At 71.7% G+C, this 25,023-nt stretch carries 23 protein-coding genes; 10 read left to right on the top strand and 13 right to left on the bottom strand.

Features of this window, described 5'->3' with window-relative positions:
* The first annotated feature begins 112 nt into the window (after positions 1-112).
* Together AB0B14_RS20545 and AB0B14_RS20540 are read left to right on the top strand one after the other, a co-directional pair.
* Positions 113-1,504: a glycosyltransferase family 39 protein gene (locus AB0B14_RS20545; RefSeq protein WP_357523553.1), complete on the top strand. Its 1,392-nt coding sequence runs from the start codon at positions 113-115 to the stop codon at positions 1,502-1,504.
* A 36-nt stretch (positions 1,505-1,540) separates the two neighbouring features.
* Positions 1,541-2,500: a YafY family protein gene (locus AB0B14_RS20540; RefSeq protein WP_357078645.1), complete on the top strand. Its 960-nt coding sequence runs from the start codon at positions 1,541-1,543 to the stop codon at positions 2,498-2,500.
* Here the strand turns inward: AB0B14_RS20540 and AB0B14_RS20535 are convergent.
* Together AB0B14_RS20535 and AB0B14_RS20530 are read right to left on the bottom strand one after the other, a co-directional pair.
* Positions 2,488-3,036, bottom strand: coding sequence for a hypothetical protein (locus tag AB0B14_RS20535; protein WP_357078649.1), 549 nt, complete (start codon positions 3,034-3,036; stop codon positions 2,488-2,490). The two genes, AB0B14_RS20540 and AB0B14_RS20535, sit on opposite strands and share 13 nt — an antisense overlap.
* A gap of 66 nt (positions 3,037-3,102) precedes the next feature.
* Entirely contained in the window at positions 3,103-4,410 is a 1,308-nt protein-coding gene (locus AB0B14_RS20530; protein WP_357523551.1) for an RICIN domain-containing protein, read from the bottom strand.
* 157 nt (positions 4,411-4,567) lie between these two features.
* On the opposite strand from AB0B14_RS20530, the gene AB0B14_RS20525 reads away from it, so the two are divergent.
* On the top strand, positions 4,568-5,755 hold the full coding sequence (locus AB0B14_RS20525; protein WP_357523549.1) for a spore photoproduct lyase family protein: 1,188 nt from the start codon (positions 4,568-4,570) through the stop codon (positions 5,753-5,755).
* 113 nt (positions 5,756-5,868) lie between these two features.
* Here AB0B14_RS20525 and AB0B14_RS20520 read toward each other — a convergent pair whose 3' ends face one another.
* The 3 genes from AB0B14_RS20520 to AB0B14_RS20510 form a co-directional block, all read right to left on the bottom strand.
* Complete coding sequence (locus AB0B14_RS20520) at positions 5,869-6,375, bottom strand: DinB family protein (RefSeq protein WP_357523547.1); 507 nt, start codon at positions 6,373-6,375, stop codon at positions 5,869-5,871.
* A gap of 62 nt (positions 6,376-6,437) precedes the next feature.
* Positions 6,438-7,298, bottom strand: a complete 861-nt coding sequence (locus AB0B14_RS20515; protein ID WP_357523545.1) for a M15 family metallopeptidase — start codon at positions 7,296-7,298, stop codon at positions 6,438-6,440.
* Between the two features lie 123 nt (positions 7,299-7,421).
* Positions 7,422-8,390 (bottom strand): acetylxylan esterase, encoded by a 969-nt coding sequence (locus AB0B14_RS20510; protein WP_357078666.1) that lies wholly within the window; start codon positions 8,388-8,390, stop codon positions 7,422-7,424.
* 184 nt (positions 8,391-8,574) lie between these two features.
* Here AB0B14_RS20510 and AB0B14_RS20505 point away from each other — a divergent pair, with 184 nt between their 5' ends.
* On the top strand, positions 8,575-9,609 hold the full coding sequence (locus tag AB0B14_RS20505) for a LacI family DNA-binding transcriptional regulator (protein ID WP_357078669.1): 1,035 nt from the start codon (positions 8,575-8,577) through the stop codon (positions 9,607-9,609).
* Positions 9,610-9,729: 120 nt separating this feature from the next.
* On the opposite strand, the gene AB0B14_RS20500 is transcribed toward AB0B14_RS20505, so the two are convergent.
* From AB0B14_RS20500 to AB0B14_RS20490, 3 genes are all read right to left on the bottom strand, one after another.
* Positions 9,730-10,569 carry a peptidylprolyl isomerase gene (locus AB0B14_RS20500; protein ID WP_357078672.1) on the bottom strand — a complete coding sequence of 280 codons (840 nt, stop codon included), beginning with the start codon at positions 10,567-10,569 and terminating at the stop codon, positions 9,730-9,732.
* Between the two features lie 120 nt (positions 10,570-10,689).
* A complete protein-coding gene (locus tag AB0B14_RS20495; protein WP_357523543.1) occupies positions 10,690-11,901 on the bottom strand; it encodes a D-alanyl-D-alanine carboxypeptidase in 1,212 nt (403 codons plus the stop codon).
* A 47-nt stretch (positions 11,902-11,948) separates the two neighbouring features.
* Positions 11,949-12,677, bottom strand: coding sequence for a MerR family transcriptional regulator (locus AB0B14_RS20490; protein WP_357523541.1), 729 nt, complete (start codon positions 12,675-12,677; stop codon positions 11,949-11,951).
* A 166-nt stretch (positions 12,678-12,843) separates the two neighbouring features.
* Between AB0B14_RS20490 and AB0B14_RS20485 the strand changes: the two genes are divergently transcribed.
* Positions 12,844-15,138 (top strand): excinuclease ABC subunit UvrA, encoded by a 2,295-nt coding sequence (locus AB0B14_RS20485; RefSeq protein ID WP_357523539.1) that lies wholly within the window; start codon positions 12,844-12,846, stop codon positions 15,136-15,138.
* Positions 15,139-15,221: 83 nt separating this feature from the next.
* On the opposite strand, the gene AB0B14_RS20480 is transcribed toward AB0B14_RS20485, so the two are convergent.
* Positions 15,222-15,641 (bottom strand): protein-tyrosine phosphatase family protein, encoded by a 420-nt coding sequence (locus AB0B14_RS20480; RefSeq protein WP_357078686.1) that lies wholly within the window; start codon positions 15,639-15,641, stop codon positions 15,222-15,224.
* A gap of 456 nt (positions 15,642-16,097) precedes the next feature.
* Positions 16,098-16,658: a hypothetical protein gene (locus tag AB0B14_RS20475; protein ID WP_357523537.1), complete on the bottom strand. Its 561-nt coding sequence runs from the start codon at positions 16,656-16,658 to the stop codon at positions 16,098-16,100.
* A 685-nt stretch (positions 16,659-17,343) separates the two neighbouring features.
* On the opposite strand from AB0B14_RS20475, the gene AB0B14_RS20470 reads away from it, so the two are divergent.
* Positions 17,344-17,685, top strand: coding sequence for a hypothetical protein (locus AB0B14_RS20470; RefSeq protein ID WP_357076894.1), 342 nt, complete (start codon positions 17,344-17,346; stop codon positions 17,683-17,685).
* Complete coding sequence (locus AB0B14_RS20465; RefSeq protein ID WP_357076891.1) at positions 17,682-18,341, top strand: nucleotidyl transferase AbiEii/AbiGii toxin family protein; 660 nt, start codon at positions 17,682-17,684, stop codon at positions 18,339-18,341. Before AB0B14_RS20470 ends, AB0B14_RS20465 begins: the two co-directional genes overlap by 4 nt.
* Before the next feature lie 160 nt (positions 18,342-18,501).
* Here the strand turns inward: AB0B14_RS20465 and AB0B14_RS20460 are convergent, their stop codons facing one another.
* Complete coding sequence (locus AB0B14_RS20460; protein WP_357523535.1) at positions 18,502-19,404, bottom strand: SDR family oxidoreductase; 903 nt, start codon at positions 19,402-19,404, stop codon at positions 18,502-18,504.
* Positions 19,405-19,591: 187 nt separating this feature from the next.
* Between AB0B14_RS20460 and AB0B14_RS20455 the strand changes: the two genes are divergently transcribed.
* Positions 19,592-21,382, top strand: coding sequence for a 5'-nucleotidase C-terminal domain-containing protein (locus AB0B14_RS20455; protein ID WP_357523533.1), 1,791 nt, complete (start codon positions 19,592-19,594; stop codon positions 21,380-21,382).
* Positions 21,383-21,439: 57 nt separating this feature from the next.
* Here AB0B14_RS20455 and AB0B14_RS20450 read toward each other — a convergent pair whose 3' ends face one another.
* Positions 21,440-21,613: a hypothetical protein gene (locus tag AB0B14_RS20450; protein ID WP_357523531.1), complete on the bottom strand. Its 174-nt coding sequence runs from the start codon at positions 21,611-21,613 to the stop codon at positions 21,440-21,442.
* A gap of 84 nt (positions 21,614-21,697) precedes the next feature.
* Positions 21,698-22,858: a geranylgeranyl reductase family protein gene (locus AB0B14_RS20445; protein WP_357523530.1), complete on the bottom strand. Its 1,161-nt coding sequence runs from the start codon at positions 22,856-22,858 to the stop codon at positions 21,698-21,700.
* 175 nt (positions 22,859-23,033) lie between these two features.
* Here AB0B14_RS20445 and AB0B14_RS20440 point away from each other — a divergent pair, with 175 nt between their 5' ends.
* Complete coding sequence (locus tag AB0B14_RS20440; RefSeq protein ID WP_112587077.1) at positions 23,034-23,270, top strand: hypothetical protein; 237 nt, start codon at positions 23,034-23,036, stop codon at positions 23,268-23,270.
* Between the two features lie 84 nt (positions 23,271-23,354).
* The gene (locus AB0B14_RS20435) at positions 23,355-24,794 is read left to right on the top strand and encodes an MFS transporter (protein WP_357523528.1); all 1,440 of its coding nucleotides are present in this window, start codon (positions 23,355-23,357) and stop codon (positions 24,792-24,794) included.
* The last annotated feature ends 229 nt before the right edge of the window (positions 24,795-25,023 follow it).

Below are 25,023 nucleotides of genomic sequence, written 5' to 3'. Positions count from 1 at the left end.
CACCTGGCCACCGCACCGCGTCGGCACGATCGACACCGCAGCGGACCTGACGGGCACGGACACGGATCGGAAGGCGTACGGCACGGGGTCTGGCTGGACGGTGGTGAGCTGGGTGGCCCCCGCGCTGGTGGCGCTGGTGCTGGGCCGGTGGCGGCTGACCGGTCCGGCGCTCTGGGCCGACGAGTTGGCCACCTGGGGCGCGGTCCGGTTGAGCTGGTCACAGCTGTGGCAACTCGCCGGTTCGGTGGACGCGGTCCTGACGCCCTACTACGCCCTGATGAAGGCGTACACCGCAGTGGCCGGCACGTCCACTGCCGCGTTGCGGCTGCCCTCGGTCGCCGCCGTCACCGTCGCCACGGTGGTGGTGACCGCGCTCGGGCGTCGGCTCGGCGGCACCGGGACGGGCCTGCTGGCGGGGCTGCTCTTCGCGATCCTGCCGGTGACCTCCCGGTACGCGCAGGAGGCCCGCTCCTACGCCCTGGTGATCCTCGGTGCCGCTGTCGCCGTGTGGTTCCTGATCAGCCTGCTGGAGGAGCCCACGCGCCGGCGCCTAATCGGGTACGCCGCCGCCGTCGGTCTCGTCGGGCTGCTGCATCCGCTCAATGGTTTGCTGATGCTCGCGGGTCACGCCGTCGCGGTCGGCTGGTGGCAGCTCCCCCGACGCGCCCAGGGCTGGCGGACCGTGCGGCGGTGGGTGACGGCGGCCGGTGTGGGAGTGCTGCCGGCGCTCGCGTTGTCCGTCTGGGGCTGGGGGCAGGCGGCCCAGGTGTCCTGGATCGCGCTTGTCAACCTGAGTGCCCTCCAGGCGTTCCCGGAACGGCTCTTCCACTCCGCGGCCGTCGGCGGGCTCGTCCTCGTCCTCGCGGTTCTCGGCGTGCGCCGCGCCCCGGCGTCCGTCTGCCTGGCCGGCGCGGCGTTCGTCCCGATGGCGCTGCTGTTGCTCGCCGGCACCCACCTGCACGTCTGGGTGGCCCGCTACGTGCTGGTCGTGCTGCCGGCGCTTGCCGTCCTCGCGGCGTCCGCCCTGGCCCAGGTCGGGCGGTCGTCGGCAGTCGTCGCGGTCGGCCTGGCCGTCGTCCTGGCCTTCCCCGCACACGTCGCCGTGCGCGCCCACGCCGGCCACAGCCAGGACTCGTACCGCATCGCGGCGGTCATCGGTCCCCGCTACCAACCCGGCGACGTCGTGGTGTTTCCGGACAGCCACCCGAGCATCCCCTGGTCACCACGCGACATCTACGAGCGCTACCTGCCCGCCCCACGCCCCCCGGACGTGCTGCGCGTCGCCCCGCAACGCAGCGACGGCAGGTTCCTGGCAACCGAGTGCCCGGACGCCAGCTGCCTCGGCACACCACCGCGCATCTGGGTCGTCGGGGCCGATCCCTCGGCCGACCCGCTGCGCGACATGGTGGTCGGCAAGCGGGAACGGATCAGCGCCGGCTACCGGGAGGCACAGCGCTGGCAGTACCCGCTGCTGAGCATCACCCTCCTGGAGCGCACGACCTGAGGGCCGGCTCCGCGACGGTAGGGCAGACTCGCGGGCATGGTGGAGACCTCGGTGCGCCTGCTGCGGCTGCTGACCCTCCTACAGGTGCGCCGGGAGTGGTCCGGCGCGGAGCTGGCCGACCGGCTGGCGGTCACCACCCGCACCGTGCGCACCGACGTGGAGCGGCTGCGGGTGCTGGGCTACCAGATCGAGTCCCACCCCGGGGTCGCCGGGGGTTACCGGCTCGGCGCCGGATCGGCCCTGCCGCCGCTGCTGCTCGACGACGACGAGGCCGTGGCGGTGGCCGTCGGGCTGCGGGCGGCAGCCGGCGGTTCGGTGACCGGCATCGAGGAGACGTCGCTGCGCGCGCTGGCGAAGCTGGAACAGTCGTTGCCGTCGCGGCTGCGGCACCGGGTGGACGCCCTGCGGGCGGCGACGGTCTCGGCCGCGGGCGGCGGCCCGACCGTGGACGCCGGCACGCTCACCGCCATCTCGACGGCGGTGCACCGGGCGGAACGCCTGCGCTTCGACTACGCCGGGCACGACGGCACGGCCACCGTGCGCGACGTCGAGCCGTACCGGCTGGTCTACACCGGGCGGCGCTGGTACCTGCTGGGCTGGGACACCGACCGGGCCGACTGGCGGACCTTCCGCGCCGACCGGATCCAGCCCCGGGTGCCGACCGGTCCGCGCTTCGCACCCCGGGAGCCGCCAGGTGGCGACGCGGTCGCGCACGTGCTGCGCGGCGTCGGCTCCGCCGCCTGGCCGCACCCGGCACGGGTACGCCTGCACGCGTCGGCGGACCAGATGGCGCAGCGGATCCCCACCACGGCGGGCCTGCTGGAGGCGATCGACGAGCGGACCTGCCTGCTGCACACCGGTGGGGAGTCGCTGACCAACCTGGCCGCGTTCATCAGCACCCTGGAGGTCGACTTCGACGTGCTCGACCCGCCGGAGTTGCACGCCGTCGTGCGTGCCGTCGCCGCCCGGTTCGGTCGGGCCGCTCAGGTGTCGTAGCTGCCCTGCCGTCGCCGGTGATAGGCGTAGGCGACCGCCGCGAGCAGTGGTCCCCACAGCAGCAGCGGGAGATAGCAGGCATAGAAGATCGCGGCCTCCCACGCGCCGCCCTGGGTGGGGAAGTCCGCCGGGAGCGGCGTGCCTCTCATGGTGACCCCGGCGGGTATCCGGGCGAAGGCTGTGGTCCACAGGACGGTCAGGAATGTCGCGCCGAGCGTCGCGGGTATGAGGGCGGCCGGCGTCGGCACCCGGCGGCCAGCCAGCCACGGAATCCAGCGCGGGAACCGCTCTCCCCAGGCGGCGACGAGCCCGACGGCGGTGAACGCGATCAGCTCCGCCACGATCGAGAGGCAGACGACGTACACCCGTCCGTCGAACCCGATGCCGTCGCGGAACGCGACCGGAAGCCGCCAGAGGCCCGACGGCAGCACGGTGAACGGGATGAGGTACGCGGCGTTTCGCGCCCAGCGGGGCACTCCCGCGACCGGGGCGTGGGCCGCGCGCCACGCCCCGGTAAGCCGATCACTTGTCGTCATGCCGCTCACGCTAGGAACCGAGCGTGCGCGGCACCTCCCTCCGGCGAGGGAGTGCGCTCCCCCCGGTCAGGACTGCGGCACCAGCCGGAACGACTGCGCCGCGGTGCCGTTGCAGGCGTACTGGATGAGCTGGACGCTGTCCGCCGTGGACGCCCCGGGCACGTCGAGGCACTTGCCGCTGAGCCGGTTGACCAGGCGGTAGTAGCCGCCGCCCTCGGACTCGGCTCGCCACTGCTGGTTGTTGCCACCGCTGTAGGACCAGAGCTGGATCGGCGCCGAGTCGGCCGTCGACCGGTCGGTCACGTCGAGCACCTGGGCGGCGTTGGTGCGGTTGTTGACCCGCAGGTAGCCGCCGCTGGTCGGCACGAACTGGTACTGCTGCGCGGCGCTGCTGTTGCACGCGTACTGCTGGATGGCGGTGCCGTTCGCGCTGGCGGCGGCCCGCGCGTCCACGCACTTGCCGTTGCCCCGGTTGACCACGGTGTGCCAGGCCGTCGGCGAGATGCCGTCGGTCGGCGGGGGCGTGGTCGGGGGGACGGTGCCGGCACCGGCGAGCCAGTGCAGCCCGTCGATCAGCAGCTGGTTCTGCTGCGCGCTGTCGAACGTCGACGACAGCCCGGTGTTGGTGCTGTAGTTCATGGCGTTGTGCCCGAAGTTGGCGTAGAGCATCTTGTACTGCCGGTTGCTCCACACCAGCGGGTAGTACCCGCCGTACCAGGACTGGTTGGGGTCGGTGCCGACCGGGAAGCTGGACGCGTCGACCGAGGCGAGGATGTCGATGTTGGGGTTCTGCCGCAGGTCGTTGCTCCAGGAGTACCACTCGCTGATCGACGAGGGGAACGTCGCGGGCAGGTTCCGGGTGGCCGGGTGGGTGCGGTTGTCGGCGCGCATGGTGACCCGGGTCGGCCCCCAGGTGTTCGTCTGGAACGAACCGGTGCCGAGGAAGGTGTTGTAGTACCAGCTCCAGCTCGACGGGTTGTCGGTCCAGGCGCTGACGTGGAAGCCCAGCCACGCCCCGCCGTTCTGCATGTACTGCTGGAACGCGGCCCGCTGGGCGGTCGGCGGGGCGTCGTCGAGGAACATGACGACCTTGTACTGGGCCAGGTTGGCGGAGTTCAGCAGGCTCCAGTTGTTGGTGGCCTCCCAGGAGAAGCCGTACTGGGCGGCGGCCTGCGGGAACCAGGCCCGGGCGTCCTTGACGAAGTCGATGTGCGCGGCGTCCCAGGTGCCGTTGTAGAAGGCCAGGACCTTGAACGTCGGCGCGGCCTGCGCACTCCGCGAGGCGTTGACCGCGAGGCCGGCGCTCACCGCGACGACGAGGGCGACGAGCAACGACAGGATTCGTCTGGTACGGGAGGAGAGTTCTGCGATCACCTGATCGTCCCTTCGGTGGGGACGCGCGCCGCCGCGTCGACCTGGATCTGTTCACAAGGTTTACAGATAGACGAAAGGTTATGCGGTGTCACCGGTGGCGTCAATCGCGGGTCGGCCGATCGGGTGGGATTCCCGCGACAGCGGGTACCCCGGCCGGATGACCAGCCCGGATGCCGTCGACGTCGACCAGCCACTCGCCGTCGACGTGCCCGCCGCGCCGCACGACGCCAGCGGCGAGTGGGTGCCGACCCGTGACCTCGCCGGGCTCGCACCCGCGGCTCGGCCGGCCCGCCGCTGGACCCCGCGTCGGGTGGTGGCCACCCCGGCCGCCCTGGACCACCCGCACGGTCAGCGGATCGTCGAGCGGGTGCGGGCACAGGGCATCGAGGTGGAACACCTGCGCGCCAACCGGCTCACCGGGGTACGCGGACAGACCGACCGGGAGACGTACGCGCGGGCCAAGGCCACCATGGCGATCGTGGTCAGCCCACCCTCGCGGCGCACCCTGCAACCCATCGCGCCCAGCGCCGACTGGCGGGTCGACCTCGCCGAGGGCTGCCCGGCGCACTGCCAATACTGCTATCTCGCCGGATCGCTGTCCGGCCCACCGGTGACCCGGGTGTACGCGGACCTCGACGACATCCTGGCCGGGCTGGCCGCCTACGCCGGGCGCGGGACGGTGACCAGCCGAAACGCGCGGCGCGCCGACGAGGGCACCACCTTCGAGGCGTCCTGCTACACCGACCCCCTGGCGCTGGAGCACCTGACCGGCAGTTGGCGGCGTGCGGTGCAGCACTTCGCCGACTGGGACGCGCCCGTGCAACTGCGCTGGACCACCAAGTACGCCGACGTGGACACCTTCGTCGGGCTGCCGCACGCCGGCCGCACCCGGGTCCGCTTCAGCGTCAACTGCGCCCCGGTCAGCGAACGCTTCGAGGGCGGCACCGCCCGGGTGCCGGAGCGGCTGGCCGCACTGCGCCGGCTCGCCCTCGACGGCTACCCGGTCGGGCTGACCATCGCCCCCATCATCGCGCTGCCCGACTGGCGGGACCGCTACGGCGAGTTGCTCGACCAGGTCCGCGCGGCGGTCGACGGGGTGCCGGAGCTGGACCTGACCGCCGAGCTGATCACCCACCGGTTCACGCCGGGCAGCAAGGAGGTGCTGCTCGGCTGGTACCCGCGCACCCGGCTGGAGATGGACGAGGAGTCGCGCAGCCGTAAGCACGGCAAGTTCGGCGCGGTGAAGTACGTCTACCCGCGCGACACGATGGCCGAGCTTCGCGCCTGGTTCACCGCCGAACTCGGCTCGCGGGTGCCGGCCTGCCGGATCCTCTACTGGACCTGACACGAACAGGCTGCGCCGGCAGCAACGGCGCCAGCACAGCCCACTCGTGATTCGTCAGATCGCCACGTGCCACAACAGGTCTAACGAGCGAGATTCATGATCCGCGAGACAACCTAGACGCCAACGGTGCCGTCGATGCCCTCGCGGAGGAAGTCGGCGTGCCCGTTGTGCCGGGCGTACTCGTGGATCAGGTGCAGCATCACCAGCCGCAGCGACACGGTCTCGCCGGAGCGGACGTTGTGGCCGGTCACGTCGAGCGACGGGGCAGCGAGCTCGATTCGGCGGGCGTGCTCGACCTCACGCTCCCAGGCGGCGAACGCTTCCGAGCGGGTGGCCGAGCTGGCGTCGTACGCCTGCTGGAAGTCGCCGGTCTCCGACCAGACCAACGGAATATCCTCGCCGTCGATGACCCGCCGGAACCAGGCGCGTTCCACCTCCGCCATGTGTCGTACCAGGCCGAGCAGGCTCAGCGTGGAAGGCGGCATGGACTGCCGACGTAGCTGCTCGTCGGACAGACCCTCGCATTTGAGGGCCAGGGTCGCCCGATGGAAGTCGAGGAAGGCGCGCAGCGTCTCCCGCTCCTCGCCGGTGACCGGGGGGCCGATCCGTTCGGTGCTCATGACAGCGATCATGCCGTAGGCAGCGGCAGCGGCAGCGGCGCCGGTGCCGCCGGGCCGGGCGGTCAGCCGACCGACGAGCGGGCGACCGGCGCGGCGAAGAACGTGTCCGGGTACGGCTCGTCGCGCAGGCTGTAGTGCCACCACTCCCGGTCGTAGTTGACGAAGCCGGCGTCGGTCATCAGCCGCTGCAACAACCGCCGGTTGTTCCGCGCCGCCCCGCTGACGCGGGGGTCGGCGGTGTGCGCCCGGGAGTCGAAGCAGTCGAAGCCGGTGCCCATGTCGATGCTGTTGTCGGCGAAGCGCCGCCCCCGGGGTGCGGTGCAGGCGACAAGCGGCTGCCCGGCCCGGTACGCGGGCTGGCCGGCGGCGGGCTCGTCGACGAGCGTCAGGTCCATGGTGCTGCCCCGGCTGTGTGCGGTGGGTGCCCCGATGTAACCGTCGGCGAAGAGCCGGTTCTTGGCCAGGTCCGGGTAGAACTCGGCCTTGGTCTGCTGCTCACCGGGGCGCTTCGACCAGGCGACGAAGTCGTCCACCGCCGGCTGCGGGCGGTAGCAGTCGTACACCTTGAGGCTGTGCCCACCGGCCAGCGCGGCGTCCTGCACCCGGCGCAGCGACTCGGCGGCCTGCCGGGTGAGCAGGCACAGCGGCTCGGCGTAGCCGGTGATCGGGCGGCCGACGAAGTTGTGCGCCGCGGCGTAGCGGATGTCGGCGTGGATGCGCGGGTCCAGGTCGGTCAGCACCACGAAGCCCGGCAGCCGGAGCGCGGCGGCGGCAGACGCGGTGGGGGTGGGCCTGGGGGCGGGGCTCGGCGTGGGGCTGGCCGGCGTCGACGACGGCGTGGCCGGCGCGGGGCGGGGTTCCGGTCGCGAACAACCACCGAGCAGCCCAGCGAACGCGAGCACGACGGCGATGCGATGGCGCACGAGTCCTGTCTATCAGCCCCACCCGGCACGGGGTGCCGGATCGGCCGGCCCGGCCCGCCGTGCTGGCTCAGCCCTGCCCGGCACCCGGTGCCGGCTCAGCCCCGCCCGGCACGCCGTGCCGGCTCAGCCCTCGGTCAGGTGGTCGCGGAGGAAGACCAGCGCCGACTCGTCGTCGTCGATCCCGCCGGCCTCGTGGCCGTTGTACCGCCACACGGCCAACTCGGTCGGCCCGGCGTGCGCGTTGACCGCCGCGTACACCGTCGACGGCGGCACGATGTCGTCCATCAACGCCACCGAGTACTTCGCCGGACGGCGGCAGCGCCGGGCGAAGTTGACCCCGTCGACGTACGCGAGGGTGGTCAGCACCCGCTCCTCGGCGCCGCGGTGGATCGCCAGGTAGTCGCGGATCTCCCGGTAGGGGCGGACGGCGGTGGTCACCACCGCGCGCGGAATGTCGCAGAGGAACGGCACGTGCGCGACCACCGCCCGCACCCCGGGTGCCAGCGCACCGGCGGCGAGTGCCAACCCGCCGCCCTGGCTGTGCCCGAGCACCGCCACCCGGGTCGGGTCGACGAGCGGCAGGGTCCGGACGGCGTCCACCGCCCGGACCGCGTCGGTGATCAGCCGCCGGTAGTAGTAGGTCTTCGGGTCGGTGATGCCCCGGGTGGTGACGCCGGGTGCCTCCGGGCCGGCCACGCCGAGATCCGGGGTGTCGCCTCGGCTCCATCCCGAGCCCTGCCCCCGGGTGTCCATCTGGAGGTGCGCGAACCCGGCCGCCGCCCAGAGCAGGTTCTCCAGCGGGTGCCCGCGCCCGCCGCCGTAGCCGGCGAACTGGACCACCGTGGGCAGTGCCGCGTCGGCGCCGTGCGGCACCCGCAGCCAGGCTCGCACGGTCTGGCCGGCGAACCCCGCGAAGGTCACGTCGAGGACGTCGATGCTGGTCAACTCGGTCGCGACCGGCTCGACCCGGACCGGCCAGCCGGCGTCCCGGGCGTCCGCCAGGGTGTCGGCCCAAAAGTCGTCGAAGTCCGCCGGCTCCCGGACGACGCCCCGGTAGTCGCGCAGCTGTTCCTCAGGTAGATCGGTGTACATGCTGCCCTCGGTCCGCCGAACTTCCGGAAAGCTTCCGCAACTTTGCCGAACGCTAGAACCGACCTGGCATGTCGTCAACCCCCGTCGGTGAGGCAAGATGACGCGTGGAACGGGCACACCGTTCCGGGATCCTCGGTTGACGACGGCTTGTGGTCGTTCTTCCGGCTCGGTGAAGGAGACGCGGGTGAGCGCGGACGACGGACGCAGGGTGACCATCACCGCGATCGCACGGGAGGCCGGGGTGTCGGTGCCAACCGTGTCGCGGGTGCTCAACGGTCGCTCCGATGTCGCCCCGGGCACCCGGGAGCGAGTCGAGGAGTTGCTGCGCCACCACGGCTACCGGCGTCGCACCAGCCGCAGCGTCCGCCGCGCCGGCCTCGTCGACCTGGTCTTCAACGACCTGGACAGCCCCTGGGCCGTGGAAATCATCCGGGGCGTGGAGGATGTCGGGCACGGCGCGGGCGTCGGCACGGTGGTCTCCGCGATCCACCGACAGCCCACCGCCGCCCGGCAGTGGCTGCAGAACCTGCGCACCCGGGCCACCGACGGCGTCATCTTCGTGACCTCGCACCTGAGCCCACCGCTGCACGCGCAACTGCGCCGCCTCAACGTGCCGGTGGTGGTCGTCGACCCGGCCGGTGTCCCGGCCATGGACGTGCCGACGATCGGTGCCACCAACTGGGCCGGCGGGATGGCCGCGACCGAGCACCTGCTCGCGATCGGGCACCGGCGCATCGGCCTGGTGGCGGGTCCGACGCACCTGCTGTGCAGCCGGGCGCGGCTCGACGGTTACCGGGCCGGGCTGGAGAGCGCCGGGGTGCCGGTGGACGACGCGCTGATCTACCCCGGCGACTTCTACCACTCCTCCGGGTTCGCCGGCGGGACCGCGCTGCTCGACCTCGCCGATCCGCCGACCGGCATCTTCGCCGCGAGTGACCAGATGGCCTTCGGGGTCTACGAGGCCATCCGCCGCCGAGGGTTGCGGGTGCCCGACGACGTGAGCGTCATCGGCTTCGACGACCTGCCGGAAGCCCGCTGGGCCTCGCCACCACTGACCACTGTGCGCCAACCGTTGGTCGAGATGGGACGGTTGGCGGCACGGACCGTGCTGCGGCTGGCCCAGGGTGAGGGCATCGACTCGCCGCGGGTGGAACTCGCCACCGAGCTGGTCGTCCGCGACAGCACCGCCCCACCGTCCGGGTCGTCCGGCCCGTCGTGACGGTCGGAACCGGGTCGGAGACCGGGTGGACCAGTTCCGGTCCGATCCCGAAAATTTCGGGTGCCGGGGTGAGCACGCCGGAGCGGTGAGCGACCGGGAGTCGCCCACCGCGCCGTACGGTCAGTGGTGGTGGTGTGCGCGGACGGCCTTGTGGATGGTCACCGGCAGCGCGGGCGCGCCGTCGACCGGCGCCGGGTCCTCGGCGGTCGGTGCCACTCCCCCGGCGGCGATCCGGTCCAGGGTGGCCAGCCCGGCCGCGTCGACCTCGCCGAAGATCGTGTAGTTGGGCCGCAGCGCCGAGTTGGCGTAGACCAGGAAGAACTGGCTGCCGTTGGTGTCCGGCCCCGCGTTGGCCATGGCCAGCACACCCCGGGCGTACACCCGGCGTTCCCCGGTCGGGTCGGTGGGTGCCGGCGGGAGGCCGGTCGGCAGCTCGTCGCGGTAGCGGTATCCCGGGCCGCCCTCGCCGGTGCCGGACGGGTCACCGCACTGCAGCACACTCAGCGTGGGATACGCGGTGAGCCGGTGGCACGGGGTGCGGTCGTAGAAGCGCTTGCCGACCAGGTGCAGGAAGCTCTGCACGGTGCACGGCGCGGCGGCCCGGTCCAGGGTCAGCCCGATCGACCCGTGGTTGGTCTTCAGGGTCACCCGGACGCTGCCCCGGGCCGGGGTCCGTCGCGGGTCGGGCGGCAGCGGCACCGGCCGGGCCGCGGGCTCGTCGGGTGTCTCGGTGTACGCGCACGGGCCGTGGGTGGTGCGCGGCGGTCGGGTGGCGGCGTCAGCGGCGGTGGACGACGCGGTGGAAGCGCCCACGGGGGCGGCGGGCGCGGCGACCGCGCTCGCGGACGCCCCGACGACAAGCGCCCCGGCGAACACTGTCGCTCCCGCGAGGCGGGACAGGGCGCGCAGCGGTCGACGGGGTGCCGCCACGCCGGGGCGCGGTTCGAGTTCACTCGACACGGTGATCCTCCTGGACTCGTGGTGCCAGAAAGACCGGAGTCTATGGATGCCCGCGCCCGATGTCGATCCGTCCGGGCAGCCGCCGGCTCAGGCAACCGCCGGCGCGGCGCGGTCCGCGGCTCAGGGCAGCCGGCGGCGACGCCGCCACAGCAGCCCACCCAGCAGCGCCAGCACCGCGGCGCCGCTGGTCGCGGTCACCGCCCACAACCACCCCGAGCCGGTACGCGCGGGCCCGCTGGCCGCCGCCGGCCGGGGCGCACCGGGTGCCGCCAGCGCGGACGATCCCGCCGTCGGCGTGGCGGTCAACTCCCCCGCCTCGACCAGCCGACCGACGGAGGCGTCCCGGGGCAGCGTGAAGCCCCAGTCCAGCAGGGCCGCACCCTGCTCCCACCCGCGTTTCGGCGCCGACTCGGCACCCAACAGGGTCACCACCAGACGCCGCCCGTCACGCTCCGCCGCACCCACGTAGGTGTGCCGGGCCAGGTCGGTGAAGCCGGTCTTGCCCCCGAGCGCACCCGGGTACCGGTAGATGAGCTGGTTCTCGTTCTGGATCTGGAAACCCTTGGTGCGCTGCGCCGCCTGGGTGGGTATCTCCGCCTGCTCGGTCAGCGCGTACCGGCGGAAGGTCGGCTCGGCGAAACAGGCCCGGGCGATCAGCGCCAGGTCGTACGCGCTGGTGAACTGCCCCCTGCCGTCCAGCCCCGACGGGGTGACCGCGTGCGTCTGCAGCGCGCCGAGCCGGTGGGCCTGCTCGTTCATGGCGCGTACGCCGCCGGCCGCGCCGTCCGCCCCACCACCCAGCCGGGCCAGCACGTTCGCGGCCTCGTTACCGGAGTTGAGCAGCAGACCCAGCCAGACCGTCTCGATGGTGTAGCGACCGCCCGCGACCAGGCCCACCGCCGAGGAGCCGGGCTCGATGTTCATATCGTCCTCGGTGACGGTGACCGGCTGCTTCGGGTCCAGCCGGGGCAGCATCGTGGCCGCCAGCAGGAGCTTCTGCACGCTGGCCGGCGTGCCGTACTCGTGTGGGCCGCAACCGCCGAGCACCTGGCCGCTGTCCAGGTCGGCGACCAGCCACGACGTGGCCGTGATCGCCGGTGGCGCGGCGGCGTCGGCCGGCACGACCAGGCCGGCCGTGTCCAGCGCCGCGCCGCCGACCACCCGCTGCTCGGGCATGGCGGGCGGGGGCGAGGGCCGGGGTGGACGCGACATCGCCGGGGCCGGCACCCGCGGGCAGCGCACGGGTGGCCCGGCGGGCGTTCCCGCGGCGGCGACCGGCGCGGGAGCGAGCAGGACGGCGGACGCCGTGGCCGCCAGCAGCGCAGCTCTCATGTGCCCGACCCTAGTCAACAAGATCGCCCGGCGGGACGGGATGACCGTCAACCCGCGTCGCCGCGAGCGCGCAGGTAGTCGTACAGGGCGGCACTGCCCCGCAGCCGGCGCAGGCTGCGCGCGTGCAGGTCCTGCTCGCGGCGGGCAAGCTCGGCGCGAACCCGCTGCGGGCTGCCGGTGGTCCGCAACTCCCCCAGCACCGCCGCGATGATCTCGAACGGGTACGCGCCTCGGCGCAGCAACGCGATGACCTGCGCGGCGCGTAGTTCCGCCTCGTCGTACACCCGGTAGTTGGTGCCCGGGGTGCGGTGCGGCCGCAGCAGCGCGCGCTGCTCCCACAGACGCAGCTGCGAGGTCCGCACCCCGACCAGGGCGGCGACCTCGCCGATGCGGGCGCCGTGGCGTGCCGCGGGCCGGGCCGCCGGTGGGCTGGCCAGCACCGTCTCGAAGGCGCCGAGCACCCGGCGGATCTCGGCGCGTTCCCGGTCCAACTCGGCATGGCCGCCGTCGAGCGCCGCCAGGGCCGCCGGCAGGTCACCCCGGTGCACCGCGGCCATGACCTCCCGGGTACGGCTCCAGCCGTGCCCCTCGGCCAGCCGCCGCGCCACGGTCAGCGCCCGGGCGTGCTCGCTGGTGAAGATCCGGTAACCGCTCGGGGTGCGGCGCACCGGCGGCAGCACACCCAACTCGACGTAGTTGCGCACCTGCTGCACCGAGATCCCGACGGTGGCCGCCAGGTCCACGGCACGTAACCGATCCTCCGGGGCGACGTCCACGCCAGCCACCGTACCGCTTACGTCGTGATTTGAGACTTCCCGGGGCGTCTCGCCACTCTCACCGCTGCGCTGTCGCCGAAAGTCTCTACATGGACATGAATGAGACAATGGAACCCGTCAGCTTCGGCGGGGGACGAGTCCCGCCACGACTCTGTGAAGGGTTCGCATGTCGCAGCCAGCATGGTCCGCCGCCGACAGCCACGACATGATCGAGGTACGCGGAGCGCGGGAGAACAACCTCGCCAGCGTCTCGGTCGACATCCCCAAGCGCCGGTTGACCGTCTTCACCGGCGTCTCCGGCTCGGGCAAGTCGTCGCTGGTCTTCGGCACCATCGCCGCCGAGTCCCAGCGCATGATCAACGAGACCTACAGCACCTTCCTCCAGTCGTTCATGCCGAACCTCAACCGGCCGGACGTCGACTCGCTGCGCAACCTCAGCGCGGCCATCGTCGTCGACCAGGAGCGGATGGGGGTCAACTCCCGCTCCACGGTTGGCACCGCCACCGACGCGTACGCGATGCTGCGGATCCTCTTCAGCCGGCTCGGCGACCCGCAGGTGGGCGGCGCCGGAGCGTTCAGCTTCAACCTGCCCGAGGGCATGTGCACCACCTGCGAAGGGCTGGGCCGGGTCTCCGACCTCGACGTGCACCAGCTGGTCGACGTCGAGCGTTCCCTCAACGACGGCGCGATCACCGTGCCCAACTTCGCGGTCGGCTCCTGGTACTGGCAGACCATCGTCGGCTCCGGCCTGTTCGACCCGGACGCCAAACTCCAGGACTTCACCCCGCAACAGTGGGACGACCTCCTGCACAAGCCGTCCACGAAGATCAAGGTGGGCGGCAACAACCTGACGTACGAGGGTCTGGCGGTCAAGGTCAAGCGGCTCCTCCTGGCCAAGGACCGCGAGTCGATGCAAGCGCACATCCGTGCCTTCGTCGACCGGGCCGTCACCTTCACCACCTGCGGCGACTGCGGCGGCACCCGGCTCAACGCGGCGGCCCTGTCGTCGCGGATCGCCGGGCGCACCATCGCCGACTGCTCGGCCATGCAGATCAGCGACCTGGCCGCGTTCGTCCGGGGCATCGACGATCCATCGGTGGCGCCACTGATCGCCAACCTGCGGGACCTGCTGGAGTCCCTGGTCGAGATCGGGCTGGGCTACCTCAGCCTGGACCGGGAGTCCGCCACCCTGTCCGGCGGCGAGGCGCAACGGGTGAAAATGGTCCGGCACCTCGGCTCCAGCCTGTCCGACGTCACGTACGTCTTCGACGAACCCACAGTCGGCCTGCACCCGCACGACATCGCCCGGATGAACGACCTGCTGCTGCGGCTGCGCGACAAGGGCAACACGGTGCTGGTGGTCGAACACAAGCCGGAGACCATCGCGATCGCCGACCACGTGGTCGACCTCGGGCCGGGGGCCGGCACCGCGGGTGGCCGGATCTGCTTCACCGGCGACGTGCCCGCCCTGCGCCGCTCCGACACCCTCACCGGCCGGCACCTGGACCACCGGGTGACCCTGCGCTCCGACGTGCGCCGACCGACCGGGCAGCTCCCCATCCGCCAGGCCGACCTGCACAACCTGCGCGACGTGGACGTGGACATCCCGCTCGGGGTGCTCACCGTGGTCACCGGTGTGGCCGGCTCCGGCAAGAGCTCGCTGATCCACGGCTCGCTGCGCGGCCGATCCGGGGTGGTCATCGTGGACCAGTCCGCCATCCGCGGGTCGCGACGCAGCAACCCGGCCACCTACAGTGGCCTGCTCGACCCGATCCGCACCGCCTTCGCCAAGGCCAACGGGGTCAAGGCAGCCCTGTTCAGCGCCAACTCCGAGGGTGCCTGCCCAGCCTGCAAGGGGATCGGGCTGATCTACACCGACCTGGCGATGATGGCCGGCGTCGCCAGCGTCTGCGAACGGTGCGAGGGACGACGCTTCACCGACGAGGTGCTCACGTACACGCTGCGCGGCAAGAACATCAGCGAGGTGCTGGCCATGTCGGTCACCGAGGCGTACGCGTTCTTCCCTGGTGGTCCGGCGCACCTCATCCTCGGTCGACTGGTCGACGTCGGGCTGGGCTACCTCAGCCTCGGCCAGCCGCTGACCACCCTGTCCGGCGGGGAACGGCAACGACTCAAGCTCGCCATCCACTTGGCGGAGAAGACCACCACGTACGTACTGGACGAACCCACCACCGGCCTGCACCTCGCCGACGTGGACCAACTGCTGGCCCTGCTCGACCGGATGGTCGACGCCGGCAACACGGTGATCGTCATCGAACACCACCAGGCGGTCATGGCCCACGCCGACTGGCTCATCGACCTCGGCCCGGGCGCGGGCCACGACGGCGGACAGATCGTCTTCACCGGCACGCCCGCTGACCTGGTCGCCCAAGGTGACACGCTCACCGCCACCCACCTGCGTGAGTACGTCAACGCGCCGGCGGTGGTCGGCCAGGGGTGACACCACCGACCGCCGCCACTGCCGTGCCGTAGAGCGCGGAGGCGGTGCGCTGCGCCGGGTCAGCGGCGGGCGGGCGGTGCAGGTCAGGCGACGCGGCGCAGCCAGCGCCGCTGCCAGGGCGTCTCCACCGCCTTCGGGTGGTAACCCGCACGGACCCAGGCCACCGCCCGCTCGGCCGGCAGGCCGTCGAGGATCGCCAGCGCGGCCAGTGCGGTTCCGGTGCGCCCCACCCCACCCCGGCAGGCCACCTCGACGCGCGCACCGTCGTGCGCACGCCGCAGCGCCTCCCGCAGCGCGTCGAGGGCATCCGCCCGATCGGTCGGCACCCAGAAATCAGGCCACCGGATCCGCCGATGCATCCAGGCCGGCTCCGGACCATCCGCCAACAGCAGGGCGAAGTCGGCGGGCGAGGTCGACGCGGCGATGCGGCGTCCGCGCACTGTCGTCCCGCTGGGCAGTACGAGCAGACCCGGCTGCTCGGGCCAGGGCTGAAAATCGGTCACCCGAACAATTGTGCCGGCTCCGGCCCCACCAACAGCGCCGCCCCCGGCTGTGTGGGCCGGGGGCGGCGCTGGTGTCGGTGTGCAGGTCGCCTCTCGGCGAGTGGCACGACGCGGCTCCAGCCGAACGGTGTTCCGCGAAGGCGATATTAGGTGAGGCCCGGGGACACTGAGTCACACCGACACCCTCCACAACCGGCCCGGCACCCACGTTGTTCCCCATCACGGGGCCGCGCACCAGATCTTGGACAGTTTCCGTTTCGCCTGAACGGAAACTGTCCAAGATCTCCGAACAACCGTCCACCAGGCCGGACCAGCCACCTCCCCGGAACACCGGACAACGCCTCGCGCACCCCGACGGACTAGCGACACCGGCCAACGGAAACACCGTTGGCCGGCACCCGAGTTACGGGGGTGCCGGCCAACGGTCGATGTCCTGCGGTAGTGCCGTGCGGTGGGTCAGCTGTTCCAGTGCTGGCCGACCAGGTCGGTGGCCTGCTGCTCCCACTGGGCGTAGGCGTCGGGGTAGGCGGAGACCTGCACGGTCTGTGCGGCCTCGGTCAGGGGCATGTCCTGCCAGCCGTCGACCTGCTTGAGGCCCTTGAGGAACGCCGTCGTGGAGTAGGCCGGATCGGTGATCTGCTCCGGGGTACCCCAACCCGAGCTCGGGCGCTGCTGGAACAGGCCCAGCGAGTCGTGGTCGTTCATATCGCCCAGGTGGCCCAGGTTCTCCAACTTCGACTCCTGCAGACTCGTCGCGATCGAGATGACCGCGGCCCGCTCGGGCAGACCCGCCTTCTTCGTCGCGGCGATGATCGCCTTGACGTTCGCGCTCTGCTCATCGTTCAGGGTGATCCGGGACTGCTCACCCTGCGGCTTCAGGGCGGTGCCCTGCACAGCTGCCGCGACGGGCTTGGCGTCGACCGGGTTGGCGTGCGCGGCGATCGGACCGGCGAACACACCACCGGCGAACGCGAGACCAGCAACAGACAGCACACTCTTACGCATGATCGTGTTCATGGGGGTAGCTCCTTCGGGGGTAGGACCACCCGCTGCCACCGAGGGGGAACGGTGACGGCGGGTGTGAGCACCTCGTCCGGCGCTGCACATACAAGGGGGGAAAGTCTTCGACGGTCGGCGACCTGCGAGCGGGGGGCTCGTGGCGCCGGGGTCCAGGTGTAACGACCGGGGGGCCGGGGTCATTCCGGGTTGGCCCGTCGCGCGGCACCCTCGTCGGGGCGGTGCCTACGGTCGTTCGTGGGGACTGTAACGACGGGGCCCGGGTCGGCATTCCGACCTGCGGGAGCCGCATCCTGACCCCTGCGGGCCGGGCGGGCGGCAGGTCGTGCTGCGATCGTCAGGGTATGTAACGACCCCGGCCCGGCCACGATTCCGGCCCACGGATGCGACCGGTCACAACCCACAACCACCCCCCACCGGACAAACCACCCACACCACCCCGCACCCACGACCCCGAACCGCCCCCGCCAGGCATGATCCACTCGCCTTCATGAAAGTCGCGGTATCCCGCACGCCCGGACACCCCGAACTCCGCAAACCCGAGTCGATCACGAACGGCACGAGCCCGCCATGACGCGCAAACCGGACAAAAATCGCGTCGGGTACAGCTGGGTGAGTGCGCCTGGCGGCGCGCGCCGGGTTCATCCTGAACGACACCGGCATTGGCGGGCGTTACCCTGACAGCATGCAGGCCCTCTCCCCCACCCCGACCGGCGTGGCCTTCCTGGCTCGCCCGGGTCGTCCGGCCGTGGTGGCGCGCACGCTCGCCGAGCTGGCCGGCCCGACCCGGGGTGTCGTGGAACTGCCCGTGCGGTTGATGTGGAACGCCGAGCGCACCTTCGACCTCGGCGACCCCGACCAACTGCTCTGGATGTACGAGAACGTGCTGCGCGAGACCACCCGGGCAGAGGATCTGCGGGCGCTGATCAACGGGCGGACTTTGCGCCGGGTGTGGCGGTTGCTCAACCTGCCCCGGGGCGTACGGCAGGCGTGGGAGAGCCGACACCGCAGCCTGCGCGCGGCGTGATCGGCTCGCACCTGCACGAGTTCTACCGGGAGGTCGCCCGGGTGGCGCTGACCGCCGCCGGGCCGTACCGGTTCGTCCTCGGCGGTGGGGTCGCCTGGGCCGCGCACGGGTTGGTCGCCCGCCCGACGGAGGACGTCGACCTCTTCGCCGACGTGGAGGGCGCTGCCGCGGCAGCGTCCGCCGGGGTGCGGATGGCGTTGGAACGCGCCGGCTTCACCGTCACCGACGCCGACCCGGACAGCGACCTCGGCGAGCTGTTCGACGGATACGACCAGGACATGAAGGACTTCGTGGTGAGCCGGGACGGGCGGCAGATCCGGCTCAGCCTGGCCCGGTTGGACCGCCACCAGAGCCCGGTGGTGATGGACCTCGGCCCGGTGATGGACGTCCGCGACCTGGTGGCCAACAAGATCGCGGCGTTGGTCAACCGGCGGGAGGTCCGCGACTTCATCGACGTGGCGGCGGCGCTGGAGCACTACGACGTGACCGAACTGTTGGTGCTGGCACGGCAGGTCGACCCCGCGCTGGATCCGGCGGACGTGCGGGCCGCCGGCCGTTACCTGGACCGGCTGTCCGAGCAGCGCTTCGGCCGTTACGGCCTCGGCGCCGCCGACATCGCCCAGGTCCGGCAGCGCTTCGCCACCTGGCCGCGCTGACGCGACCGCCGCTCGTCAGATCACACCACGACGCCCCGAACCAATCCAGTTCGCCGCGTGGCCGCGTTGACGGCGACGAAGCAGGCAAGAAGACCCCAGCCCGGCGTCGGAGGAGCCGCGTCGGGGCGGGCAGCCGAGCGGCGCCCGCCCCGACGGCGGATCACTTGGTCGGTCGACCGCCCGTGACCCCCAGGATCTCGCCGGTGACGTAGCTGGACTCCTGCGAGGCGAAGAAGACGTACGCCGGAGCCAGCTCCGCCGGTTGGCCGGGGCGACCCTCGGGGGTGTCGGTGCCGAACTGCTTCACCTTTTCCTCCGGCATGGTGGCCGGGATCAGCGGCGTCCAGACCGGGCCGGGGGCGACCGCGTTGACCCGGATGCCCTGCTCGGCCAGGTCGGCGGCGAGGGCCTTGGTGAAGTTGGCGATCCCCGCCTTGGTGGTGGCGTAGTCGAGCAGTTGCGGCGACGGGTCGAACGCCTGGATCGACGCCGTGTTGATGATCGCCGACCCCTCGGGCAGGTGCGGGATGGCGGCCTTGCAGAGCCAGAACATGGCGTACAGGTTGGTCTTGAACACCCGGTCGAACTGCTCGGTGCTGATCCCCAGGATCCCCTTGTCCTGTGACATCTGGTACGCCGCGTTGTTCACCAGGATGTCGATGCCGCCCAGGTCCCGCACGGTCCGGTCGACCAACTCCTGGCAGTGCGCCTCGTCGGTGATGTCGCCGCGGACCGCGACGCCCCGCCGGCCGGCGGCCTCGACCAGCCGGATCGTCTCCCGGGCGTCGGCGTCCTCCTCCTCGCTCAGATACGAGATGAGCACGTCGGCGCCCTCCCGGGCGTACGCGATCGCGATGGCCCGGCCGATCCCGGAGTCACCTCCGGTGATCAGCGCCCGCTTGCCGTCGAGTTTGCCGCTGCCCCGGTACGACTCCTCCCCGTGGTCCGGCTTCGGGGTCATCTCCCCGGTCGAGCCGGGCGCTGACTGCTGCTGTGGGGGCTGACCGGACTGCTGGCCGTACTGGCTGGTCGGGTCCTGCTGGGTGTGCTGGTCCTCGCTCACTGAAAACTCTCCTCGCTGCGCGCGGGAAGCGGGGCCTTCCCGCGAATGTCCTCCCGGATCGCCCTACCCCGCCGTGGCCTGCGGAAACCGCTGCAACGATCGGGGCTGCCGTGGCGGGAGTGACCGGCGCTGGCTATGGTGCGCGAGGCGCCCACGAAGCGCGTCCACCCCCACGGAAAGGCACGTCATGACCTCTCCCTCCGGCCCGTCGCGCCGTCAGGTGCTCGTCGCCGCCGCTGCCGCGGCGACTGCTCCGCTGATCGCCGCAGCGCCCGCGCAGGCGGCCGGCAGGCCCCGGCCGCGCACCTGGGACCTCACCCTCCTGGGCACGTCGGACACGCACGGCAACGTCCACAACTGGGATTACTACCGGGACGCCGAGTACGACGACAGCAAGCACAACGACATCGGCGTCGCGAAGTTGGCCACTCTGATCAACCAGATCCGCCGCGAGCGGCGCGGCAAGGCGACGCTGGTGCTCGACGCCGGTGACACGATCCAGGGCACGCCGCTGGCCACGTACTACGCCAAGCAGGAGCCGATCACCGCCACCGGCGAGAAGCACCCGATGGCCCGCGCGATGAACGTCATCGACTACGACGCGGTGACACTGGGCAACCACGAGTTCAACTACGGCCTGCCGTTGCTGGACCTGTGGATCCGCCAGCTCGGCTTCCCGGCGCTCGCCGCGAATGCCGTCAACGCGAAGACCGGCAAGCCGGCCTTCCAGCCGTACGTCATCAAGAAGGTCTCCCTCGGTCTCGCCGCGCCGACCCTGCGGGTCGGCATCCTGGGGCTGACCAACCCCGGTGTGGCCATCTGGGACCGGGGCAACGTCGAGGGCAAGCTGCGCTTCGACGACATGGTCGCGACCGCCGCGAAGTGGGTGCCGATCATGCGGGCCCGCGGCGCGGACCTCGTGCTGATCTCCGCGCACGGCGGTGACAGCGGCACCTCCAGCTACGGTCCGGAGTTGCCGAACGAGAACCCGGTGGCGCTGATCGCCCAGCAGGTGCCGGGGATCGACGCGATCCTCTTCGGTCACGCGCACAACGAGGTGGTCGAGCGGTTCGTCACCAACGAGCGGACCGGCGCGCAGGTGCTGCTCTCCGAGCCGTCGAAGTGGGGCCAGCGGCTCACCCGGATGGACTTCACCCTCACCCGGGAGCGTGGCCGCTGGGCGATCACCACGAAGGCCGCCACCATGCTCAACACCAACACGGTGGTCGAGGACCCGAAGGTCCTCGCGGCCGTGCGGACCCAACACCAGAAGACCGTCGCGTACGTCAACCAGGTCGTCGCGCAGTCCACTGTCGAGTTGTCGGCGGCGGAGTCGCGCTACAAGGACACGCCGATCCTGGACTTCATCAACCACGTGCAGACCGAGGTGGTCGGCGCGGCGCTGGCCGGCACCGCGTACGCCGACCTGCCGGTGCTGTCGATCGCGGCGCCGTTCAGCCGTACCGCGGTCTTCCCCGCCGGCGACGTGAAGATCCGCGACGTGGCCGGGCTGTACGTGTACGACAACACCCTCGAGGCGGTCGTGCTCAGCGGTGCCGAGGTGCGCGCGTACCTGGAGTACTCGGCGAAGTTCTTCCGCACCCTCGCCCCGGGCGCCCCGGTGGACCCGGAGCAGATCAGTGACCCGGCCGTGCCGGACTACAACTACGACGTCTTCTCCGGCGTGGACTACGACATCGACATCTCCAAGCCGGTCGGGCAGCGGATCACCCGCCTGGTGCTGGCCGGCACCGACACGCCGGTGGCCGACAACGCGCAGTTCGTGGTGGCGGTGAACAACTACCGGCGCAGCGGCGGCGGCAACTTCCCCGGCATCGTGAAGACCCAGGTCTACAACGCGCAGCAGGAGATCCGCCAGCTGCTCATCGACTGGGCGCAGGCCAAGGGGACGATCAACCCGGACGACTTCTTCCAGCCGAACTGGCGGCTGGTACGCGAGGGCGTGCCGGTCTTCTGATCCCCGCGCAGCACACACGGGCCGTGGGTGGCGACACCCGCGGCCCGTTGCGCGTTCTCAGCCCTGCACGTTCCAGCGGATCGGGTCCTCGGACTCCTCCGGCCGGTCGCGCCCGGGATCGGTCTCGGTCAGCGCCACCCGCTCGTCGGGACGGACGGCGGGCGGCAACTCGCCGAACCTCGCGTGGCGCAGAAACGCGTACTCGTCATCGGTGAACGGCTGCCCGGTCATCAGCGCCTCCTGCTGCTCCGCTGTGATTGTCCGGCGGTCACGCCGGTCGGCGCCAGTAGCCGTGCGCACACCCCGTAAGGCATCCTAGGATACTGGGTGAGCGGTGGTGGCCTGGCGCGATGGATGGGACAACCGGTCCAGCACGGCGAGGGCCGCCCGGATCGGCCGACGTCCCAGCATCTCGTCGAAGCTCGCCCGCCCCTGGCAGAACTGGACGAACATCCGCCAGCCCGGCGGGGTCGCCAACAGGGCGTGGAACACGTCCGGGCGGCGGGTGAACACGTCGAGCAGCCGAAACCCCGCCCGCATCTCCGGCAGTAGACGCTCGGCGGCCGCCCGCTCGTACCCGGCCAGATCACCGGCGGCGACCGCCGCGCCGGCCAGCTCACCCGACCGCAACGCGAAGCTGATGCCCTCCCGGCTCCACGGCTCCAGCAACCCCGCCGCATCCCCCACGACCAGCACCCGACCGTTACGCAACGGCGAATCCTCCTCGCGGCACCGGGTCAGGTGGCCCGAGTCGTGCTCCGCCGGCAACCCGGTCAGCCCCAACCGGTCGACGAACCGCCGCAGGTACTCCCGGGTCCCCTCCCCCGCGCCCCGCCCGGCGATCACACCGACGGTCAACCGGTCACCCTTGGGAAAGACCCAGGCGTACGAGCCGGGCATGGCACCCCAGTCCAGCAGCAGCCGACCCCGCCACCGTTCCTGCTCGGCGGGCGGCACCGGAATCTCCAACTCCAGACCCAGATCCACCTGCCGGTACCGCACCCCGACGTGCCGGGCGGTCACCCCCGACGAGCCGTCCGCCCCGACCACGGCACGAGCGGCGATCGTCGTACCGTCGGCCAGCCGCAGGCGTACCCCCTCGGGGTCCTGCTCGATCGCGCGGACGGCGACCCGCTCCCGCACCTGCGCGCCGGCGGCGACCGCCGCCGCGCGCAGCCGGTCGTCGAACTCCTCGCGGCGCACCATCGTCACCACCGGGCTGTCGTTGCGCCGGGTGAACTCCCGACGGCCATCCCGGGTGAACGTGACCCGGTCTACCCGGTCGTGCGCGGGCACCTCGATCCGATCACCGACGGCCGCCAGTGAGGTGCCGATCAGACCACCACCGCAGGTCTTGTACCGCGGGTGCGCGGCACGCTCGACAACAAGTGTGGAGACACCGGCGCGGGCAGCGGCGTAGGCCGCGGAGAGCCCGGCGGGGCCGGCGCCGACGACGACGAGATCCCAGACGATCACGGAAGCAGCCTAGTCTCCACCACCGTCGGACCCGCCGGCCGCCGCGACCGCCCGATCGGGTGCACATCTTCGGTCACCGAGGGGGTAACCGACCCCGCGCAACCGCCACCGCGATGGCGGACGACACCGCCTCGATGGCGGACGAACGAGTTCGATGGCGAACAAAGGAGGAACCATGCAGCAGGTGCAACTGTCGGAAGCCGAGCAACGGGTATACCAGGCGGTCACCACCCTGGAGGCACGCGGACAGGTGCCGTACCCGGACCTGATCGCCGAGGAGTCCGGGCTGACCCAGGAACAGGTGGGCAGCCCCCTGCACCTGCTCACCGAGAAGGGCCTGCTGCACCGCGAGGACTCGCCGATGGCGGGCCTCGACTTCGGTCCCCGGTTCTGCGCCCGCCAGATGGCGTGACCCGCGGAACCAGCCGAGACGATTCGCCCCCCGGTGACCCGGGTAGCGATCAACAATGCTGATCGACTGTCAACGGGGGGCACGATGAGTGCGGCGCACCCGCCGCAGCCGGTGGACGCGGCCGCGAACCGACGACGCTGGCAGGCCGTCGGCGTCGGACTTGTCGCCGCGTTCATGACATTGCTCGACGTGAGCATCGTCAACGTCGCGGTGCCGTCCATCGACCGGGCGCTGCGCGCCTCGTCGAGCGACCTGCAGTGGATCCTCTCCGGGTACGCGCTCACCTTCGGCCTGGCACTGGTGCCCGCCGGCCGCTTCGGCGACGCCCGCGGCCGAAGAAACGCGTTCGTCTTCGGCATCGCCCTGTTCACCGTGACCAGTGCGCTCGCCGGCCTCGCCACCTCCCCGACCTGGCTGGTCATCACCCGACTGCTCCAGGGCGCCGCCGCCGGCATCGTCAACCCGCAGGTCATCGGGCTGATCCAGCAACTCTTCCGAGGGCCGGAACGGGCCCGCCCGTTCGGGCTGCTCGGCGCCACCATCGGAATCTCCACCGCCGTCGGGCCGCTGCTCGGCGGGCTGCTCATCGCCGTCGGCGGCGAGGAACACGGGTGGCGCTGGGTCTTCTTCGTCAACGTGCCGGTCGGCATCCTCGCGGTGCTCCTCGGCTGGCGGCTGCTGCCCGGCCGTCCCGCGGGTCAACCCGGCTGGCGTCGACTCGACCCGGTCGGCGTACTCCTGCTCGGTGTGGGTGTGGTCCTGGTCCTGCTGCCCCTCGTCCAGGAGCAGCAGTGGCACAGCCCCTGGAAATGGGCGCTCATCCCGACCGGCCTGGCAGTGCTCGTCGCCTTCGGGCTCTGGGAGCGGCGGTACGCCCGCAACCACCAACCGCTGTTCGACCTCGGGCTGTTCAGCCTCCAGTCGTACACCCTGGGCTCGATCCTGGCGCTCGTCTACTTCGGCGGCTTCACCGCGATCTTCTTCATCTTCACCCTGTTCCTCCAGATGGGCCTCGGCTACAGCGCGCTCGTCGCGGGCCTGGCCATCACCCCGTTCGCCCTCGGCTCGGCTGCCGCCGCCGTGCTCGGTGGCCGCATCGTCAACCGCATCGGCCGACCACTCGTCGCCATCGGTCTGCTCACCGTCGTGGTCGGGCTCGCCGCGACGGTGGTCGCGCTACGCCTCGCACCGGACGCCCCGGCGCCCTGGGTCACCACCGGCCCGCTGCTCATCGCCGGCATCGGCAGTGGACTGGTGATCGCCCCCAACCAGACGATCACCCTCGCCGAGGTGCCGGTGGCGCAGTCGGGCAGTGGCGCGGGCATGCTCCAGACCGGTCAGCGGATCGGCGCCGCCGCCGGCATCGCCGCCGTCGGCTCGCTGTTCTTCTCCTCGCTGGCCGACAGCCGCGGCAACTGGACCACCGCCTTCGAACGGTCGCTCATGCTGGCCACCGGCATCATCGCGCTCGCGCTGATCTGCGCGCTGATCGACATCCTCCGCACGCGCCACCACAAGAACTGACACCAACACCAGGGGTACGCCGCTGGCCGGCACCCCGGTTACGGAGTGCCGGCCAGCGGCGGTGGTGCGGTGGTGCTTTCGTGCGGTGGTGCTGGTCATGCGGTCGTGCTTTCGTGCGGTGGCGCTGGTAGTGCGGGGGTCAGCTGTTCCAGTGCTGGCCGACCAGGTCGGTGGCCTGCTGCTCCCACTGGGCGTAGGCGTCGGGGTAGGCGGAGACCTGCACGGTCTG

It is taken from the genome of Micromonospora sp. NPDC049171 (assembly GCF_040648275.1).
In the GTDB taxonomy this organism is placed as follows: Bacteria; Actinomycetota; Actinomycetes; order Mycobacteriales; family Micromonosporaceae; genus Micromonospora.
The sequence above is the reverse complement of the archived record's forward strand: the minus strand, read 5'-3'. Positions and strand labels throughout refer to the sequence as shown.

What these genes read in the sequence shown, in the direction of transcription:
- AB0B14_RS20520 (WP_357523547.1), bottom strand. Translation starts at nt 6,375, where the DNA reads ATGAGCACCGAACGGATCGGCCCCCCGGTCACCGGCGAGGAGCGGGAG.
- AB0B14_RS20485 (WP_357523539.1), top strand. Translation starts at nt 12,844, where the DNA reads ATGTCGCAGCCAGCATGGTCCGCCGCCGACAGCCACGACATGATCGAG.
- AB0B14_RS20540 (WP_357078645.1), top strand. Translation starts at nt 1,541, where the DNA reads ATGGTGGAGACCTCGGTGCGCCTGCTGCGGCTGCTGACCCTCCTACAG.
- AB0B14_RS20525 (WP_357523549.1), top strand. Translation starts at nt 4,568, where the DNA reads ATGACCAGCCCGGATGCCGTCGACGTCGACCAGCCACTCGCCGTCGAC.
- AB0B14_RS20470 (WP_357076894.1), top strand. Translation starts at nt 17,344, where the DNA reads ATGCAGGCCCTCTCCCCCACCCCGACCGGCGTGGCCTTCCTGGCTCGC.
- AB0B14_RS20495 (WP_357523543.1), bottom strand. Translation starts at nt 11,901, where the DNA reads ATGAGAGCTGCGCTGCTGGCGGCCACGGCGTCCGCCGTCCTGCTCGCT.
- AB0B14_RS20475 (WP_357523537.1), bottom strand. Translation starts at nt 16,658, where the DNA reads ATGAACACGATCATGCGTAAGAGTGTGCTGTCTGTTGCTGGTCTCGCG.
- AB0B14_RS20455 (WP_357523533.1), top strand. Translation starts at nt 19,592, where the DNA reads ATGACCTCTCCCTCCGGCCCGTCGCGCCGTCAGGTGCTCGTCGCCGCC.
- AB0B14_RS20450 (WP_357523531.1), bottom strand. Translation starts at nt 21,613, where the DNA reads ATGACCGGGCAGCCGTTCACCGATGACGAGTACGCGTTTCTGCGCCAC.
- AB0B14_RS20535 (WP_357078649.1), bottom strand. Translation starts at nt 3,036, where the DNA reads ATGACGACAAGTGATCGGCTTACCGGGGCGTGGCGCGCGGCCCACGCC.
- AB0B14_RS20440 (WP_112587077.1), top strand. Translation starts at nt 23,034, where the DNA reads ATGCAGCAGGTGCAACTGTCGGAAGCCGAGCAACGGGTATACCAGGCG.
- AB0B14_RS20435 (WP_357523528.1), top strand. Translation starts at nt 23,355, where the DNA reads ATGAGTGCGGCGCACCCGCCGCAGCCGGTGGACGCGGCCGCGAACCGA.
- AB0B14_RS20510 (WP_357078666.1), bottom strand. Translation starts at nt 8,390, where the DNA reads ATGTACACCGATCTACCTGAGGAACAGCTGCGCGACTACCGGGGCGTC.